The sequence below is a fragment of the Spartinivicinus marinus genome (genome assembly GCF_026309355.1).
GTDB lineage: Bacteria > Pseudomonadota > Gammaproteobacteria > Pseudomonadales > Zooshikellaceae > Spartinivicinus > Spartinivicinus marinus.
The window spans coordinates 3,296,869-3,313,376 of the sequence record NZ_JAPJZK010000001.1 but is presented as its reverse complement, the minus strand read 5'-3'; the positions used below and the strand labels follow the sequence as shown (position 1 = coordinate 3,313,376).

20 protein-coding genes are annotated in these 16,508 nt (G+C 40.2%); 6 read left to right on the top strand and 14 right to left on the bottom strand.

Annotation, left to right across the window (positions count from 1 at the left end):
• Positions 1-56: 56 nt before the first annotated feature.
• The 5 genes from OQE68_RS14940 to OQE68_RS14920 all read right to left on the bottom strand — a co-directional run bounded on the left by OQE68_RS14940 (position 57) and on the right by OQE68_RS14920 (position 6,054).
• Positions 57-1,175, bottom strand: coding sequence for an ABC transporter ATP-binding protein (locus OQE68_RS14940; RefSeq protein WP_180570883.1), 1,119 nt, complete (start codon positions 1,173-1,175; stop codon positions 57-59).
• A 14-nt stretch (positions 1,176-1,189) separates the two neighbouring features.
• On the bottom strand, positions 1,190-2,074 hold the full coding sequence (locus tag OQE68_RS14935; protein ID WP_180570882.1) for a carbohydrate ABC transporter permease: 885 nt from the start codon (positions 2,072-2,074) through the stop codon (positions 1,190-1,192).
• Positions 2,067-2,975, bottom strand: a complete 909-nt coding sequence (locus OQE68_RS14930) for a carbohydrate ABC transporter permease (RefSeq protein WP_180570903.1) — start codon at positions 2,973-2,975, stop codon at positions 2,067-2,069. The genes OQE68_RS14935 and OQE68_RS14930 overlap by 8 nt, the downstream gene beginning before the upstream one ends.
• Before the next feature lie 172 nt (positions 2,976-3,147).
• A complete protein-coding gene (locus OQE68_RS14925) occupies positions 3,148-4,401 on the bottom strand; it encodes an ABC transporter substrate-binding protein (protein WP_180570881.1) in 1,254 nt (417 codons plus the stop codon).
• A gap of 402 nt (positions 4,402-4,803) precedes the next feature.
• A complete protein-coding gene (locus OQE68_RS14920) occupies positions 4,804-6,054 on the bottom strand; it encodes an ABC transporter substrate-binding protein (protein ID WP_180570880.1) in 1,251 nt (416 codons plus the stop codon).
• A gap of 164 nt (positions 6,055-6,218) precedes the next feature.
• Here OQE68_RS14920 and OQE68_RS14915 point away from each other — a divergent pair, with 164 nt between their 5' ends.
• Positions 6,219-7,019, top strand: coding sequence for a hypothetical protein (locus tag OQE68_RS14915; RefSeq protein WP_180570879.1), 801 nt, complete (start codon positions 6,219-6,221; stop codon positions 7,017-7,019).
• Between the two features lie 26 nt (positions 7,020-7,045).
• Here OQE68_RS14915 and OQE68_RS14910 read toward each other — a convergent pair whose 3' ends face one another.
• The 3 genes from OQE68_RS14910 to OQE68_RS14900 all read right to left on the bottom strand — a co-directional run bounded on the left by OQE68_RS14910 (position 7,046) and on the right by OQE68_RS14900 (position 9,892).
• A complete protein-coding gene (locus tag OQE68_RS14910; protein WP_180570878.1) occupies positions 7,046-8,509 on the bottom strand; it encodes an ATP-binding protein in 1,464 nt (487 codons plus the stop codon).
• Positions 8,493-9,230 (bottom strand): response regulator, encoded by a 738-nt coding sequence (locus OQE68_RS14905; RefSeq protein ID WP_180570877.1) that lies wholly within the window; start codon positions 9,228-9,230, stop codon positions 8,493-8,495. Before OQE68_RS14905 ends, OQE68_RS14910 begins: the two co-directional genes overlap by 17 nt.
• Positions 9,231-9,331: 101 nt before the next feature.
• On the bottom strand, positions 9,332-9,892 hold the full coding sequence (locus tag OQE68_RS14900) for a DUF2799 domain-containing protein (protein ID WP_180570876.1): 561 nt from the start codon (positions 9,890-9,892) through the stop codon (positions 9,332-9,334).
• 357 nt (positions 9,893-10,249) lie between these two features.
• Between OQE68_RS14900 and OQE68_RS14895 the strand changes: the two genes are divergently transcribed.
• On the top strand, positions 10,250-10,822 hold the full coding sequence (locus OQE68_RS14895) for a hypothetical protein (RefSeq protein WP_266195683.1): 573 nt from the start codon (positions 10,250-10,252) through the stop codon (positions 10,820-10,822).
• 236 nt (positions 10,823-11,058) lie between these two features.
• On the top strand, positions 11,059-11,370 hold the full coding sequence (locus OQE68_RS14890) for a DUF6482 family protein (RefSeq protein ID WP_180570874.1): 312 nt from the start codon (positions 11,059-11,061) through the stop codon (positions 11,368-11,370).
• A 144-nt stretch (positions 11,371-11,514) separates the two neighbouring features.
• Here OQE68_RS14890 and OQE68_RS14885 read toward each other — a convergent pair whose 3' ends face one another.
• From OQE68_RS14885 to OQE68_RS14870, 4 genes are read right to left on the bottom strand one after another with little or no spacing between them, the layout of a single operon-like run.
• Entirely contained in the window at positions 11,515-11,670 is a 156-nt protein-coding gene (locus tag OQE68_RS14885) for a hypothetical protein (RefSeq protein WP_180570873.1), read from the bottom strand.
• Positions 11,671-11,722: 52 nt separating this feature from the next.
• On the bottom strand, positions 11,723-11,911 hold the full coding sequence (locus OQE68_RS14880) for a type II toxin-antitoxin system TacA family antitoxin (RefSeq protein WP_180570872.1): 189 nt from the start codon (positions 11,909-11,911) through the stop codon (positions 11,723-11,725).
• Positions 11,908-12,381: an RES family NAD+ phosphorylase gene (locus OQE68_RS14875; RefSeq protein WP_180570871.1), complete on the bottom strand. Its 474-nt coding sequence runs from the start codon at positions 12,379-12,381 to the stop codon at positions 11,908-11,910. The genes OQE68_RS14880 and OQE68_RS14875 overlap by 4 nt, the downstream gene beginning before the upstream one ends.
• On the bottom strand, positions 12,381-12,854 hold the full coding sequence (locus tag OQE68_RS14870) for an Xre family toxin-antitoxin system antitoxin (protein WP_180570870.1): 474 nt from the start codon (positions 12,852-12,854) through the stop codon (positions 12,381-12,383). The genes OQE68_RS14875 and OQE68_RS14870 overlap by 1 nt, the downstream gene beginning before the upstream one ends.
• A gap of 198 nt (positions 12,855-13,052) precedes the next feature.
• Between OQE68_RS14870 and OQE68_RS14865 the strand changes: the two genes are divergently transcribed.
• Entirely contained in the window at positions 13,053-13,427 is a 375-nt protein-coding gene (locus tag OQE68_RS14865) for a response regulator (RefSeq protein WP_180570869.1), read from the top strand.
• Positions 13,428-13,488: 61 nt separating this feature from the next.
• Here the strand turns inward: OQE68_RS14865 and OQE68_RS14860 are convergent, their stop codons facing one another.
• Positions 13,489-13,905 (bottom strand): hypothetical protein, encoded by a 417-nt coding sequence (locus OQE68_RS14860; protein WP_180570868.1) that lies wholly within the window; start codon positions 13,903-13,905, stop codon positions 13,489-13,491.
• Positions 13,906-14,166: 261 nt separating this feature from the next.
• On the opposite strand from OQE68_RS14860, the gene OQE68_RS14855 reads away from it, so the two are divergent.
• Positions 14,167-14,958, top strand: a complete 792-nt coding sequence (locus tag OQE68_RS14855) for a substrate-binding periplasmic protein (protein WP_180570867.1) — start codon at positions 14,167-14,169, stop codon at positions 14,956-14,958.
• Between the two features lie 144 nt (positions 14,959-15,102).
• The gene (locus OQE68_RS14850; RefSeq protein ID WP_180570866.1) at positions 15,103-15,291 is read left to right on the top strand and encodes a hypothetical protein; all 189 of its coding nucleotides are present in this window, start codon (positions 15,103-15,105) and stop codon (positions 15,289-15,291) included.
• 439 nt (positions 15,292-15,730) lie between these two features.
• Here OQE68_RS14850 and OQE68_RS14845 read toward each other — a convergent pair whose 3' ends face one another.
• Positions 15,731-15,940, bottom strand: coding sequence for a cold-shock protein (locus OQE68_RS14845; RefSeq protein ID WP_180570864.1), 210 nt, complete (start codon positions 15,938-15,940; stop codon positions 15,731-15,733).
• Positions 15,941-16,508: the final 568 nt, after the last annotated feature.

Genomic DNA, 16,508 nt, shown 5'->3' with positions numbered 1-16,508 from the left:
AGCTTGCCTTTTTTTATGTTTAGAATATAAGTTTTAGTGCAATACTTAGAAAGGAATTAGTGATCAATACGTTCGTCAGTATTAGGATCAAAAAACACCGCTTTGCTCATATCAAAACTTAAGTCCAATAGTGCATCTGGTCGAGCATCACAGTCAGGGGAAACTCTGGCAGAAATCTCCACTCCATTTAGCTCTGACATAACTAACGTGTCAGACCCCATTGGTTCAGTAACATGAATAGGACATGAGATTGTCCGATTAAGTGGCTTTGATACTAAATGAGGAAGTGGCTCAGTAATTTGCTCTGGGCGAATACCTAAAATTACTTGCTTGCCAACCCAACTTGAAAGCCCTTGGCAACGCTCAGGCACTGGTAATAACTGTGGTTGCCCCCCCTGATAACTCACTTCAATTTGCAAGCCTGTATCAGACTCCACAATTTGCGCAGGAATAAAGTTCATTCCTGGTGAGCCCATAAAACCAGCTACAAATCGGTTAGCTGGATCATCATAGATTTCTTTTGGCGTGCCCAACTGTTGTAACTCACCATCTTTCATAACTGCAATACGGTCAGCTAAGGTTAGTGCTTCGATTTGATCGTGAGTTACATAAACAATAGTGGTGCCTAAACGCTTGTGCAGTTTTTTAATTTCTGTACGCATTTCAACCCGGAGCTTGGCATCTAGGTTACTGAGAGGCTCATCAAATAAATAAATTTGCGGTTTTCTGGCCAAGGCACGTCCCATCGCTACCCGCTGCCGCTGTCCACCTGATAAGTGGGCTGGTTTACGATCAAGCAAATGCTCAATCTGCAACATTTTCGCTACTCGCTCTACCTCTTGAGCACGCTCCTGCTTAGAAACACCCCGCATTTCCAAACCAAACGCAATGTTATCTCGTACCTTCATATTGGGGTATAACGCATAAGACTGAAACACCATCGCAATATCCCGGTCTTTTGGTGCGCTGTTAGTAACGTCATTGCCATCAATTAAAATTCGGCCATCAGAAATATTATCAAGGCCAGCAATTGAGTTCATCAGGGTAGATTTACCACAACCAGATGGCCCTACTAAAATCAAAAACTCACCACGATCTATGGCGATATCAATGCCTTTTAATACTTCGTGATCACCATAGCGTTTTTTTACATTATCAATAGTTAAAGCAGCCATTATTTATCCCTCCATTACCCCTTAACAGACCCAGCAGTTAAACCACGCACAAAGTACTTGCCAGCCAGAACATACACTAACAAAGTAGGTAATGCAGCAATGATGGCAGCAGCCATTTCAACATTATATTCTTTCACACCAGTGCTGGTATTAACCAAGTTATTCAATGCAACTGTTATTGGCTGTGTATCACCTGCAGCATAAACAACACCAAACAGGAAGTCATTCCAGATTTGAGTAAACTGCCAAATAACACAAACTACAATAATTGGTGTAGAAACAGGTAATAAAATTCGCCAAAAAATTGTAAAGAAACCAGCCCCGTCAATTTTAGCAGCACTCACTAGCTCTGAAGGCACCGACACATAGAAATTACGAAAAAATAAAGTAGTAAATGCCATTCCATAAACCACATGAACAAATACTAGGCCTGCTGTAGTATTGGCTAAACCTAACCAGCCTAGCGTTTGCGCCATAGGCAATAGCACTACTTGGAAGGGAATAAAACAGCCAAATAGCAACAGACCAAAAAATAAGTCGCTACCTTTAAACTTCCACTTGGTTAATACATAGCCATTTAGTGCACCAAGAAAAGTCGAGATAAGGACTGCAGGCAAAACAATTTTTAGCGAGTTAAAAAAGTAGCCTGAAACCCCTTCACAAGCTACCCCAGTACAAGCACTGGACCAAGCCTTGCCCCAAGCATCAAACACAAACTCTTTTGGCCAGGATATTAAAGTACCAGTACGAATATCAGCCATGCTTTTAACTGATGTTAAAAACATAACCACCAATGGCATCAAGTAAAACAGCACTAAAAATGCCAAAATAGCGTAAATAAATACCCGCCCCAATTTTGCAGAAGAGGTTTGTGGCCCTAATACAGTACTATCATGCATTGCGGGTACCTCTCAGCTCTGAATATAAATAAGGAATTAAAATCGCTAACACACCAGCTAACATCATCATTGCACTGGCAGAACCTAACCCAATTTGGCCACGGGTAAATGAGAACGCATACATAAAGGTTGCAGGTAAGTCAGTTGAATAGCCAGGCCCACCATTGGTTAATGCTTTAACCAAGTCGAAGCTCTTGATGGCAATATGGCAAAGGATAATAAAAGCACTGAAAAATACAGGACGTAAGCTGGGTAAAATAATCCGCAAATAGATTTTTGGTAAACTGGCGCCATCAATTTGAGCAGCTTTGATTATTGAGCTATCAATTGATCGTAAACCAGCCAAAAATAATGCCATAACAAACCCGGAAGACTGCCACACCGCGGCTATTACCAGGGTATAAATAGCCATATCAGAGTTAATTAACCAATCAAAGGTGAAATTTTCAAACCCCATGTCTTTCACTAGACGCTCCAGGCCTAAACCAGGGTTTAAAATCCATTTCCAGGCTGTACCAGTTACAATAAAAGAAAGCGCCATAGGGTAAAGAAACACTGTTCTTATAGCACCTTCAGCACGAATACGCTGATCCAGCAAAATAGCCATAAATATGCCTAGCGCCAGACAAATTAAGATAAATAAACCACCAAATATGAATAAATTATCTACCGCTACGCCCCAGCGTTCATTTTCAAATAATTTTTCGTACTGCAAAGTTCCTGCAAATTTATAATTGGGCAAAAAGCTGGATTTAGTGAAAGAAAGTACACCGGTCCAGATAACATATCCATAGATAAACACTATGGTCATTAAAATAGTTGGTGAAAGCACCAACTTAGGAATTTGATCCGCAATAAAATCAAGCGGCTTCTTTTTTGTTTTAGCAATAACCACTTGCATCTCTTCTGCATGCACACTCATAGTACAAGCTCTCTTATACTGTAACGCTGTTTATAGAGCCTTAACCTGATAAATCAGACTAATATTTTTTGTCAGCAATTTAATATGGATTATGGAGTAATCCTAAATGCCAACAGCAGCCGTATTATCTTCCACTGTTGGCATTGACTTCTTATATACTGGCTTTCACAGCCTTGGCTAATTTTTGAGTAGCTTCTTTAGCAGTTATTTTATCACTGTTAAAGTAGTTAGAGACCACATCAAAAATTGCACCTTGTATATAGGAAGTTGTAGACATGCCATGAGCCATACTTGGTACTAGCCCACCAGACTTACTGGTAGATACAAAACTATTCATGGAGTCTTTGGCACAACTATCAAACTTCTCCATATTCATGCCTAAGCGTACAGGAATTGATCCTTTGTTTAGGTTGAAGACTTCTTGGAACTCAGGCTCAAGGATGGTTTTTGCCAAGGCAGCCTGCGCCTTTTTGTTTTCTGGATCTTTCACATTAAACATGGCAAAACTATCAATGTTAAAGGTAAAGCTGTTTTGTGTGCCTGGCGCAGGTACACAGAGGTAATCTTTGCCTGGTTTTTTGCCTGCTGCAGCAAACTCACCTTTAGCCCAGTCACCCATCAGCTGCATAGCCGCTTCACCTTTAATTACCATAGAAGTGGCAATATTCCAGTCACGACCTGGCGCATCTTTATCCATATATTGCTTCAAGCTTTTGAATACCTCGAACACCTCAACCATCTTGTCGCTTTGCAAGGTTTTCATGTCATGTTCAACAAAAGCTTTTCGGAAAAACTCTGGACCACCAACGCCTAATGCCACTGATTCAAATACAGTTGCATCCTGCCAAGCTTGACCACCATGTGCTAAAGGTACAAAACCCGCTTTTTTGATTTTTTCAGCAGCTTCTTTAAATTCAGCCCAAGTAGTCGGTACTTTTGCACCAGCTTTTTTGAAGATTTCTGGGTTAACCCATAACCAGTTTACTCTGTGCACATTGACAGGCACAGCCACATACTGGTCATCATACTTCATGACTTTACTGACAATTTCAGGCATTAAAGAAGACCACTTGTTCTCCTCTGCCACTTTATCCAGATCAGTAAGGAAGCCTAGTTCTCCCCACTCTTGGATATCTAACCCCTTAATTTGTGCTGCAGAAGGAGGGTTTCCGGAAACTGCACGAGACTTCAATACAGTCATCGCACTTTCACCACCGCCTCCAGCGACAGCGAAGTCTTTCCAGGTATGGCCTTGTTTTTCAAGCAGTTCTTTCAGTACTGCGACAGACTTGGCCTCACCACCAGAAGTCCACCAATGCAATACCTCTACTTCACCAGCATAGGCACTTAAGCTCATAACACTGGAAGCAGCAATGGCAAGTAATGACTTTTTAAATTTTTTCATAAATCAGACCCTGTAAATAATTATTATCGTCGTCTGTCTCTGACAAATGCCCCTAAAGAGTGCACTCCTGCACTATAGCGACTACCTGGAGTGTATTAAGAGCGCTAGAGGATGTAACGTAAGATAACGCAAGCTAATGTAACAAAGTCTTACAAGTGTGGCACTTATTCTTTAAGAAGCTGCAGTTCTGGATATTTTTCATCCAAATCTATTAAGGTTTGGTTACAAAAAAGTAGCGGTGTTTTAGGGCTGTTAACTTTAAGTTAAAGCAGTTTGCTACAAAAGTCACACTCCAACATTGCTGTAAACAGAGTTAGTCAGTTCTTCCTTGGTAGCAAAGATAAGTCTAAACAATAATAGTGAATCATTGATGACAAAAAACGAACAAACGGCAGCATGAGATTACAAGCTGGCTTGAACAGCTGCTCCAAGCTGCCGAGTTGCCTCTTTTGGTGAGATTTTGTCATTTCGAAAAAATTCAGTAATAACTTCAAAAATTGCATTTTGTGTATAAGTTGTAACAGCCATGCCATGAGAAAGACTAGGTATAATCTTAGCGTCTTTACTGGTAAGCACCTTTTTACTCTCCTTAGCACATGCATCAAAGTTATCAAGAACCATATCTTGGCGAACAGGTATAGACCCCTTATTCATATTGAATGTTTGCTGAAACTCTTTATTCAGAATGTTTTTGACTAAGTCGGCTTGCGCTTTTTTATTCTCAGGATCAGATATTTCAAACATAATGAAGCTATCAACCACATAAGGAAAAGACATTGATGTGGATGGAATTGAAACACATAAATAGTCTTTACCGAGCTGTTTTTTTTCAGTAATAAACTCCCCCTTTGCCCAATCTCCCATAATTTGCATAGCGGCTTTACCATTAATGACCATGCTAGTCGCAGCATTCCAGTCTCGATCTAACGTATTTGGATCCATATACTGCTTGAGTTTTCTAAAAGCCGTAAAAACATTCACCATCTTTTCACTGGTTAAACTTACATTGTCTAGCTCCACAAATGCCTTAACATAGAATTCAGCGCCATTCATAGCTAACATTAACAGTTCAAACACTGTCGAGTTCTGCCATGATTGGTCTCCGTGAGCAATGGGTGTGATACCTGCTTTTTTAAGTGTTTCAAGAGTCACCCAAAACTCATCTAAATTAGTGGGAATCTTGGCTCCTGCTTGTTTAAATAATCTTGGATTAACCCATAGCCAATTTACCCGATGAACATTAACAGGCACTGCGACATAATGGCCGCCATAGCTGACAAGCTTTCGAACAAAGTCTGGCAATATCGCTTCCCATTTCTGCTCGTTAGCAATTTTGTCTAAATTTGTAAGTAGGCCTAGTTTGCCCCACTCTTGAATATGATGCCCTAAAATTTGTGTTGCTGTGGGAGGAAAACCTGACAGGGCTCTGGACTTTAATACCGCCATTGCTTTATCACCACTGCCACCCACTACAGCAAAATCTTTCCAGCTATGGCCCTGTTTAACCAGTTTTTGTTTGAGCACGTCCAGCGAGCGAGCTTCTCCACCAGAGGTCCACCAGTGTAGTACTTCAACCTCCCCAGCAACTGAGATTTGGCTCAGCATCAAAATCAGAGCACCAAGCATAGGGAAAAATCTCTGCTTAACGTTCATACCTTTACCTTATTATCATTCATTTCAGCTATATCCATAACTTGCTGCAACTCTATTCCCTTTCTACACTAGTTGGACTAACAATTGCTTCCACACACTTATAGCTTAATATAGATGTTAGACACTCGTTTTTGTACAATAAATTAATTAACTGGTATTGCTTATTGTATATTAAAAATATTTTTTCCATTTTATCATGTAAGCTTTCAGCCTGGCTTAACTTAGTACTATTTCTAACTGTTTATATTCAGTACTTGCATGCAGCTTCTACTCCTGCTTCTAACTGTCTGAAAACACCGTTGACTTTTGCTGCACCATTATCTCCCCCATACCATACTAATAACCAACAAGGCTTTATCGATAGATTTTTAAATTTAATTTTTTCTGATATAGGTTGCAAAATAAAAATTATTACGCTACCTGCTATGCGAACATTAAGTGAAACCAATAAAGGTAAGCTAGATGGTACTTTTATGTTTTCAGATGAAGTTTATATTGACGAATACCCAAATCTAATAAGAATTGAGCCAAGTTACTTTAGTTACTTTTTAGCTTTTACCGGGTTTGGTAAGTTACCTAGGTCAGATAAAGAGGTTTCCACCTACAGACTAGCAACTATTAGGGGCATGTCATTACCGCATACACTTATAGATCATCAGCATATTTTTCTTGCTAAAGATTTAATTCAGTTGACCACTCTACTACAACGCAACCGGGTAGACGTAGCCATAATGCCTGTAGCCGTTGCTTACTTTTATAAACAACAAAGCTGTTTCAAGTCATTAAATATAACAGTTTATTCAGAGCTAAGTGTTAATTTATATATTTATTTACACAAACGGCACCATAATATCAAAGTCCCTCTCGGTAACAGCGTGCGCCGACTTAAACGAAGCAAACAGTATCAGCACCTTTTGCAAACGGCCATCAGAAAAGGACTGGATATTCCGTTAGCAACATGCTAAATGCGCAAAGCTGAGAATACCACTCACTAATGCCTAGGCAAGACAACTCTTACGATAAGCCCACACTCAGGATGATTATCAAGTATTAGCTCACCACCATGGGCTTTCACTATACTTCTCGCGATACCTAATCCTAAACCAGTACCACCTGTATTACGATTACGGGATTTTTCTATGCGGTAATAAGGCTCAAAAACCTGATCAAGCTCTTTTTCAGAAATACCTGGTCCATAATCACGAATAATAATTTTAATTTCATCGACACCATCTTCAAGGTTTAACTCTGCTCGTTCACCATAAAAAATGGCATTGTCAATTAAGTTGGTTAAACAACGTTTAAGAGCCAACGGTTTACCCATATAAGGTTTTTTGATTTTCCCATAAATGTTAATTGAGTGGCCCGCTTCTTCCACATCTCGTTTTAATTTATTAATAATATCCATTAAGTTTGTTGGTGATTGCGGCTCGTCAAGCTCAGTATCCTTGGCGCATTGCAAGGCGCCTTTGACCATTATTTCTAACTCCTCCAAATCGGTAACAAACTTTTCTCTGCTTACTTCCTCTTCCAGCATTTCTGCTCTTAGCCGCAGCCGGGTAATCGGGGTTTTCAAATCATGAGAGATAGCAGCAAACAATCGAGCCCGGTCATCAATATAACGTTTAAGCCGCTGCTGCATTGCATTAAACGTTCGCGCAGTGGCTATCATTTCCTTACTGCCTTTTTCTGCAAGCGGGGGATGGTCTAAATCTCTGCCCAAATCATCTGCAGCTTTAGATAACCTTGCTAACGGCTCTGTCAACCAGCGTACAGCGAAAAAAGAAATTAATAACACACATACCATGGTTAACCCTAAAAATAATACCCGCTCAAATGATATAAATTCAGTCTTAGCTAAAAAAGTCGGGTGAGGTATGAGCGCAGCTACATATAGCCACTCTTTTTCTGCTAGTTTTATCTGAGTAACTAAAATTGGAGGCGATAAGGGTTTAATCAGTAAGCTATGATGTGCCCAGCGGGGAGGCAAGTCGGTCAAGTAGGTATTATTATTAAAGACTTTTAGCTTTTCTGACTCAGCAAATTGCACAATTATTTTTGGTTTGCTACCCAGCTCTTTCCGTAAAATTGTATAAAACTGGTCAATTACTATGTCATGCAGATAACTGTCTGCCAGATCATCTACTAATATTTGTGCTTGGTTAACACTAACAAAAAAGCGTGTTCCTCCCATATTACGTAACTGATCAAGCACAATATGCCGATATTGATGCGGCAATGATTGGAAAAATTTTACTGTAGAAGCCACACCATAAGCCATATGATTCGCCATATTCGTAACACTGGCTTCCTCTGCTCGGCGAGCTTGAGTAATCCAAACAACACTGCTGATTACCTGAGCCAGCAAGACACCCAGCAACAGCACAACGACCAATCGCCAGCGTAACGACCCAGGCCAAAGCTTTTGTTTACTAAGTTTAGAAATCGACTTCATCTTGCTGAACGACAGGTACTGCTAATACATAGCCTACCCCTCTTACTGTTTTAATAATCTGAGGGTTCTTGCCATCATCACCTAGGCGATGACGTAGCCGGCTGATATGGACATCAATAGAACGGTCAAATGGGCTGGCTTCTCGCCCTCGAGTTAAATCAGAAATCTCATCTCGTTTTAGAATGGTTTGCGGGCGCTCTAAAAATAACATCAATAAAGCAAAATCGGCACCTGATAAGGTGACTTCATTACCCTTATCATCAACCAGTTTTCTGGCAGTTGAGTCTAACACCCAGTTCAAGAAACAAAAAAAGCGTTTGGCAGCAACCACCTCCTGCTGCCTATCTGACGACCCTGTTCTTCGTAAAATTGCTTTAATTCTAGCCAACAGTTCACGTGGATTAAAAGGCTTGGCCATATAGTCATCAGCCCCCATTTCCAACCCCACAATACTATCGGTTTCATCTGAGCTGGCAGTCAACATAATGATTGGTACATCCGACAATTGACGAATTTTCTGACAAAGTGAAAACCCATCTTCGCCAGGCAACATGATATCCAGCAAAATTAAATCGACTGCCTGAAGAGGAAATAAACGAAATAGTTCTGTCCCATCACCGGCTTGAAGAACTTGAAAACCATTTTTCGCCAGATAATCATGGAGCAACTGCCGTAGCTCAATGTCATCATCGACAACTAAAATTTTTTTTTCATTATACATGTAGTGTTTAATTGCCCCCTATCATCAGAGGACTTCGCAAAACGACCTCATTCGTCAACTTTTGCAACACCCTCACCACCTGCTATAACCAACAGCATTATTTACGACTGTATAACTATACCTAATGCATAGGGTTTCACCAACCTGCATGATGGAGGCGGAATTTTTGTGTTCTTTTCCTGCTTTAGCCTTTCAACGTTCTCTCGAAGCTGCCAAATTTCTCGCTCTAACTCTCGTATCCGCTGTTCTGTACGATAAGCACGTTCTCCTTGCCGCCATGCCTGTAAAAATTCAGGCTCTTCCTCAGCAGAACAGACCCCAGAGTAACTATAGCCATGCCGCCCCAAATAGTAGCCATTGGCTGGACGACAATAATGCCGAACCCCTTCCTCACGCCCCTGTTGATAAGTCGTTAAGTCCGGGGCTATGCCATACTTTGCACACGCTTTACGGTGTTCTGCAACAAACCCAGGCAGCCTTCCTTTTGTACCGTCTTCATAGCCAATAGTTCGCCAGTTTGCAGACAAACACTCTTCCTGGCTTAGGGTGACACATCCGTCCAAGCCAACAATAGCAAGCCCTACCAAACCCCAACGCCACACAGTGGCTATGTTTGTTGCAGTTTTGAACACCACTTTACCTGCCAACCCGTAACCCTTCATTACATTATAGAGCCAAAGCGAATGGCTTTTGGGCGAGTCGTCAGGTAACGAAGCTTTATGCAGCTTCGCGAAGGCTATACAGCTTATCTATTTTATGTGCTATCAAGCAGCCAGTTATTATTCTGAGAATCATTCTATATTGAACTTTCAACCAAATGACGTAATCTTTTAAATACTACCTAAGTAGTTTATCTGTTCAAATAGTCAGTAACCTTGATATAAGAGTAATCTACAAACCCAATGAAGCGATATTATAAACCAGCTGTTGCCCTTCTGTTAATTTGCATATTTACATTGACCGGTTGCTCCAACCAATCTTTCCAAATTGAAAATCTTGCAAAAACAGATACCGATTTAGTGACTGATTCAGTTCGGCAAAACATGGAGAAATTGCTTAAACGATTATTAATTAAGCTTTATAAACGTAATCCTGCTGAGCTAGCTAAGAACCCAGATCAAACCATTAAAACACGTACTAAGCAGTTGTTTAATGAAGCGGGCCTTAAACGTTATCCAGAGCTTTCTGGCAAACAAGCTATCGACGCCATGTTATTGGCATTTGATGATCACTTTCATGGTGATCGAGTATTTGCTTTAATGGCAGGCTTAACCGATATGATCAAACAGTCTTATAATTATCGTAACGAGTTTTTTGTATTAGATGAATTAGACCAACAAAAACTTTACAATAGCGCAAGAAATATTGAGGTACTGGCCTGGCGGTTAAACCATCGACTTAATTCACAAGAAAAGCCTTATCTACTAACTAATGCGACCAACAGTAACTCACTCAACTTAAGTTTTGAGCGGTTATTTGGAAAAATGATTGCCTTACAGGATATGATGGCCATGATCATTGCAGATAAAACTAACAGAACAATTAATTTTATAGTTAGAGGTGTAGCAACAGGAACATTTATACCTATTTAATCAAACGACATTAATAGTAGCTTGATGTTTTCATATACCTTACCCACCAGTTTAAATTGGTGGCAATGAACTCCCTTCAAATATAGAGTTATTCATAATTCAAATAACGAATTAACACTTATAGTGATAATAACTAAGCTATAGTCATTAGCTAATAGTTAATTATAAATTGTTTCATTAATTCTTTGGTTAAAGCTCCTTACTTAAGCTAGGATTGAAAAGTCAGCTGTCTGCATATGAAGGAGCCTCGTAGCATGTATCTTAGGAAAATAAAGTCTCACCACCTACCTATTCATGAGCTCAACATTATTTCCCATGAAGGGGACATATATTTAGCAGAAGTTCGCATCCATGATCACATCAGTGTCATCCGAGACGAAATAACAGACCAGCCAGTTATTTTTCATAGTGTTAACAGCGTTAAGGAAAGCTTTCAAGGTATTAGTATCGCTTGCATGAACCTTGTGCACTATACGCCTTACGATGAAATGATAGGCAATGATACCGAGTGCGCAGGAAAGATGGTTATACATTCGCATGTAGCATAACCAGTGGTATAAAGTTCTAGATAACTTAGTTGCTAAGTATACCCTTCAGGATTCATTACATTGTTCAATTGCCTAACCTAAAAATCCTTCGCACTGGGTATACTATTTTCGTTTCACTTAGAACATGTCAACTTTTAGTATTACTCAATTCCGAATTTTTTCTTGCTTGGGGATGGCTCTAGCGTAAACGCCTGGTCCTAAAGTTACTTCACCAGTAGCTATATTGGATAATCCACCACTTTTATTAAAAAACACCCATGTAGCTGATATCAATGCAATGATAACGAGCACTTTTTTCATACCAGACCACCAATATTTGCCCCCTCCTATATATTCTAGATCATCAAGGCTATTACTCCTCCCATGGAGGCTTGCTTTCTAACAGCTCTTGAAGGGCTGGGCTTGGTTCTTTTTCCAGCATCTCTAGAAACTCCTCGTAAATATCATCCTTTAAAATAATGTTTGCTTTGGGGTGATCAAAGTCAATTTCATCCACACCTGGCATATACAACAGATCAGCTATACTGTCTGAGTCACTCATTTTTTCACCAATCTAGAATCAAATCCAAAATCAACAATTTCACTTATATCAAGCTTATCAAAATCCGGGTGCTCTGGATTAAGTATGTAATTTGACTCTTCAGGAACAATTACGCTCGGCACCCTAAGCAGCAATGACAGCTTGTTTTGCACCCAGTAATCACCTGTAGCCTGTGTATCTGGCTCCATTTCGTAAGACTGCCAGTTTGACGGTAAACTATCCGTATCTAAATCCATTGCTAACGACTCATCAAACGATACTGATAGCTTATAATATTGTGTCAGTATATCCGACTGCTTGAGGTGCACTAACAATTCCATAGAGGCTAGCGCCAAGCTCTCAGCAAAATATACAACTCTTGTTCCCTTTGAGTTCCAGCGCCCACCAAATAAAAAGGCCTCTTCGCCTGATAACATCTCTTGTGGTGTTTTTGAGTATTCCGGTGCTGCTATTCTCCATCCTTTTAGCATTAACTAAACACCCCATGCCGGATACGCCCGATAAGGTCTTCTACTTCCTTAGCGCCGAATTCTGTTCTGGCATACTCCAGTGGGGTTTTACCACCAAATAAAGGCTCTGGTGTCTGTAGCCAGTCTCTTGCCTTCTCGTCGTCGTCCAGCATCATAGCTTTTACTAAGTCATATAGCTGAGCAAACCGATACACCTTGCTTGATTCATCTGGCGTCAGGCGTCCTGCTTCTTTTCGACGGCTTAGGGTAGCTTTTGACATACCAGAAATTAGCAGGAAAGTTTTTTGATCAATTCCTAGCGCCTTTTCAATATCAGCAATAGCCTTTACTGAAAGGCCTTCTAACAATGAGGTCTGAACTTTTACCCGGTCAACGCCAATTACACGAGCAATTAGCTTGCTCTTTTTGAGAGACTTGGCGGGGTTAAATTGAAGCTTTGAGCTTCCGCTTTCTACTCTTCCAGAGGCAGTCATTTTGCTCTCCTTGTTGTTTCATATGATATTTTTAATTGTATCATATGATCCTTCCTCTGGCGTAAGAGAACTACCCAGCCACTAACATCAAGCTATTTTATTGCTTGCACTTAGCAGTCTGACTCATCAATAACTAAGATATACATAAATAGGCAACATGCTTGTTATTGCTTAACAAGCTCGAAAGGGTTCTACTCTATGGCAAGAATTTTAATCGTAGATGATTCAGCAACAATGATAGAAGGACATAAAGCAATTCTTGAGGGGCTTGGGCACACTATATATTCAGCCGAAAGCGGTGAAGAGGGTGTTGAAAAAGCAATTGAGATTTTGCCAGACTTGATCCTGATGGACATAGTTATGCCTAAAATGAATGGATTTCAAGCCACGAGAAAAATCACTACAGATGATCGCACCAAACATATTCCAGTAGTGATCCTGTCAACAAAAGATCAGAAAACAGATATCTTGTGGGGTAAGAAGCAAGGAGCCAAAGGGTATTTGATCAAGCCTGCTGACAAAAAGGAGCTAGCAAGCACTATCGACCAACTTTTAGAAGAATCCAACAAGTGACACTCTCAGGCTTTTGAAAGAGCTTTGACGCTTAAGTAATGCCCTAATTCAGCTAGCTAAATTAATAGGCTGAAAAGTCGAGCATTGCGTAAATAAAATCCTCTCCGATAAACCAGGGGGGATTCAGTAGAGCTAGACCAGCATCTTTCCTCATTTTTAATATGGCAAAAATGACCACAATTGAAAGTGCAAATTCGCAAATGGTTGCCAGCCAGAAGTCTATGGGATTACTTGATCGTTCAATGTGGAGGCGACGCTGAACCAAAGTGTCTATTTTCCCAGTTAATACAGCAGAAATGGAATTTCCGAACCACATACCTCCAGCGATAGCGACTAAAGCATAGCCTCCCCAACCTATTAATAATCCAATTACAAACCATGAAAATGCGCTATATGCAACAAAGTTCTTCATATTGAAGTCCAGCAGCAGGTTCAAACCATAAGTTTTATTATAAATAGGTTTCGAAACCCCCTCCATTTCCCCCTAACCCGCTAACACTCACAAAGGACAGCCCAGCAATGCCAGGCAAGAAACACAAGCCCCTAATCGAAATCACATGCAGAGAAATAACAGAACAAACCACCGCATTCTTGAAGGCTAGCGGCAAGATAAAGGAAGTGCCACCGGCTACCTAGCATTAAGGACGTTAAGGGATCGTATCAGGCGATTTCTTTCTTAATGGTTTTAATCATCTAGTGTAGCTGCTATAACTATGTTAAACATACACACTACATGATAATGAAAAAGTACTGTTATTTCTTAGTTATTATCGGAATATTTCTCAATAATACCAGCAAAACACAAGCTGAAAGTACACACTTAACTGCTGCTACACTACATTACCCCCCTTATGAATATAGCGAAGATGGCACTGCCAAAGGGCTTGCCATTGATATTATCAAGGAGATTTTTAAACGAATAAAGCCTACCAAGAAAGTCAGCTTTATTTTTTACCCATGGGCCAGAGCAGTTAGCCAGGTGAAGACTGGACAAAACGATATTCTATTTAATGCTGGTAAAAACAATGCTCGTCAAAAATGGGGAGTCTATGCCAATAGTATTCTAATTTTACAAAAGTATGCTTTTTTTGCTCGTAAAGGGGCTAATATCCGTTTAACCCAGGAGCTTAATGGTATTCATAATTACTCTGTAGGCATTCGTCGAGGTTATTTGTATGGAAGCGGTTCTTTTAGAAAAGCGCTTGATGATGCTCAGTTTAAAACTGTATATGAAACTGACTCTGTAGAACAAAGCGTACAAATGCTACTTGCTGGGAGAACTGATTTTTTTATAGCCGATATTATTCCTACGCAATATTATTTAAAAATACAGGGGCTGAGTGACAAACTGGAAATGGTCTATACACCTGATCATAAAACTCTGATTATACTAGAGTGGCCAACCTATTTGCTGTTCTCTAAAAAAACAATCTCCTCTTCTTTTGTTTCCAAGGTTGAAGCAATATTAAACCATATGAAACAAGATGGAACGTATGACCGCATTTATCAAAACTACCTTATCCCAGAGTAAACGGTGATACTTAATGAACAATGGTTTGTCTCACTTAACAACCTCCCCCGGCTAGATCAACTCCCCATCACACCTATATACCTTAGGACAGCAGGCTGCCCCCTTTTTGTGTATAATACCTGGCTAACCAAAGTAGGAGCTCTCATGGCACGTAAAAAGCAAGATGACCTATCAAGTGAAACCCGTCAGAAAAGCATTGACGATCAAGTAGCAGCCTTCCTTAAAGCGGGTGGAGAAATCCAAGAGATACCCAAAGGTCAAAGCGGCATAGCAAAAGGCAATAACACTCGCATAGGCATAGTGCTTGGCAGCCCCTCTACACAGAAAAAATAGCTAGGTAGTATAATTTATAGTGGTCCCCAAAAATGAGACAGTGGTTTAAGATAGAACTAATGTTGAAAAAGGGGAACCTCTATACAAGGACAAATACCATCAAAACTTGAAGAATTGGCCGATATACAAGAATACAACGACATTAAAAAATCTATCAGAAATGGCGAGACAGAACTAGTACCTGATGCTGTTGTAACTCGCTTGCTTGATGGTGAAAGCCCTGTAAAGGTATGGCGCGAGCATCATGGACTAACACAGTAAACGCTTGCTAAAGCTGTTGAGATTACAGCGGTGTATTTAGCACAGGTGGAACAAGGCAAGCTGAGTATTTCTACTGAAGCGCTGGGGTTATTGCAGAAAAACTAGATATTGAGCTGGGTGATTTGATGTAAGTCAGCGCCCAAGCTAAACGGCAGTAACCGTCTAGCCTGCGAATAACCTATAAAGGCACTACATTCTCAGCCTGCGGTCCTTTAGGGCCTTGGCCTTGAGTGAATTCTACTTGCTGACCTTCATTAAGAACTTTGAAGCCTGAAGTCTGGATAGCGCTGTAGTGAACGAAAACGTCTGGCCCACCTTGCTGCTCAATGAAACCAAAACCTTTAGATTCGTTGAACCACTTAACTGTACCAGTTTTTTGATTAGACATATTTTCTTGATCTTCAAATAATAAATTGATAGTAGCTAAGGGGCTCAGCACCCCTAGCGTCTTACGCCAGTTATGGCCTAGCGTAAGAGTGAGGCTAATCTAACAGGGTGTTATTGTCTGGTCAAGTTTCATACAAAGCAAAACTGATTTGTGGCAACAGTTCCATAAGGGTAGTTTATCGAGGGAGTGCGTAGCACTGCTAAGTAGTTGCCTTTTTGAGCTTGCAAGCTAAGTTACATGTTATTGATGCTCTTTGACCTTTCCTTAAAGGGGCTATTTCAGCACTAAACACCCTGTGATTACTACTGAAATTACATCCCATCTCTTGTACTAGGTGTGGTGCAAATAAATTGAAGCCTACATAAGCACATGATGAGTATCGATTAGACAATACACCGTTATTAATATATACCTCACATGTAGTTAAACTGGCTCTTTTAAAATAATTTTTCTTTCCTTCTGCCTTTATTTCCTTTACTGCAGCTTTATTGCACAAGAATAGGAATGATGTATATGCTTCTAGTGCAATATATAAATTTTCAAACTTTTCAGATACGGCAGTAGGCGA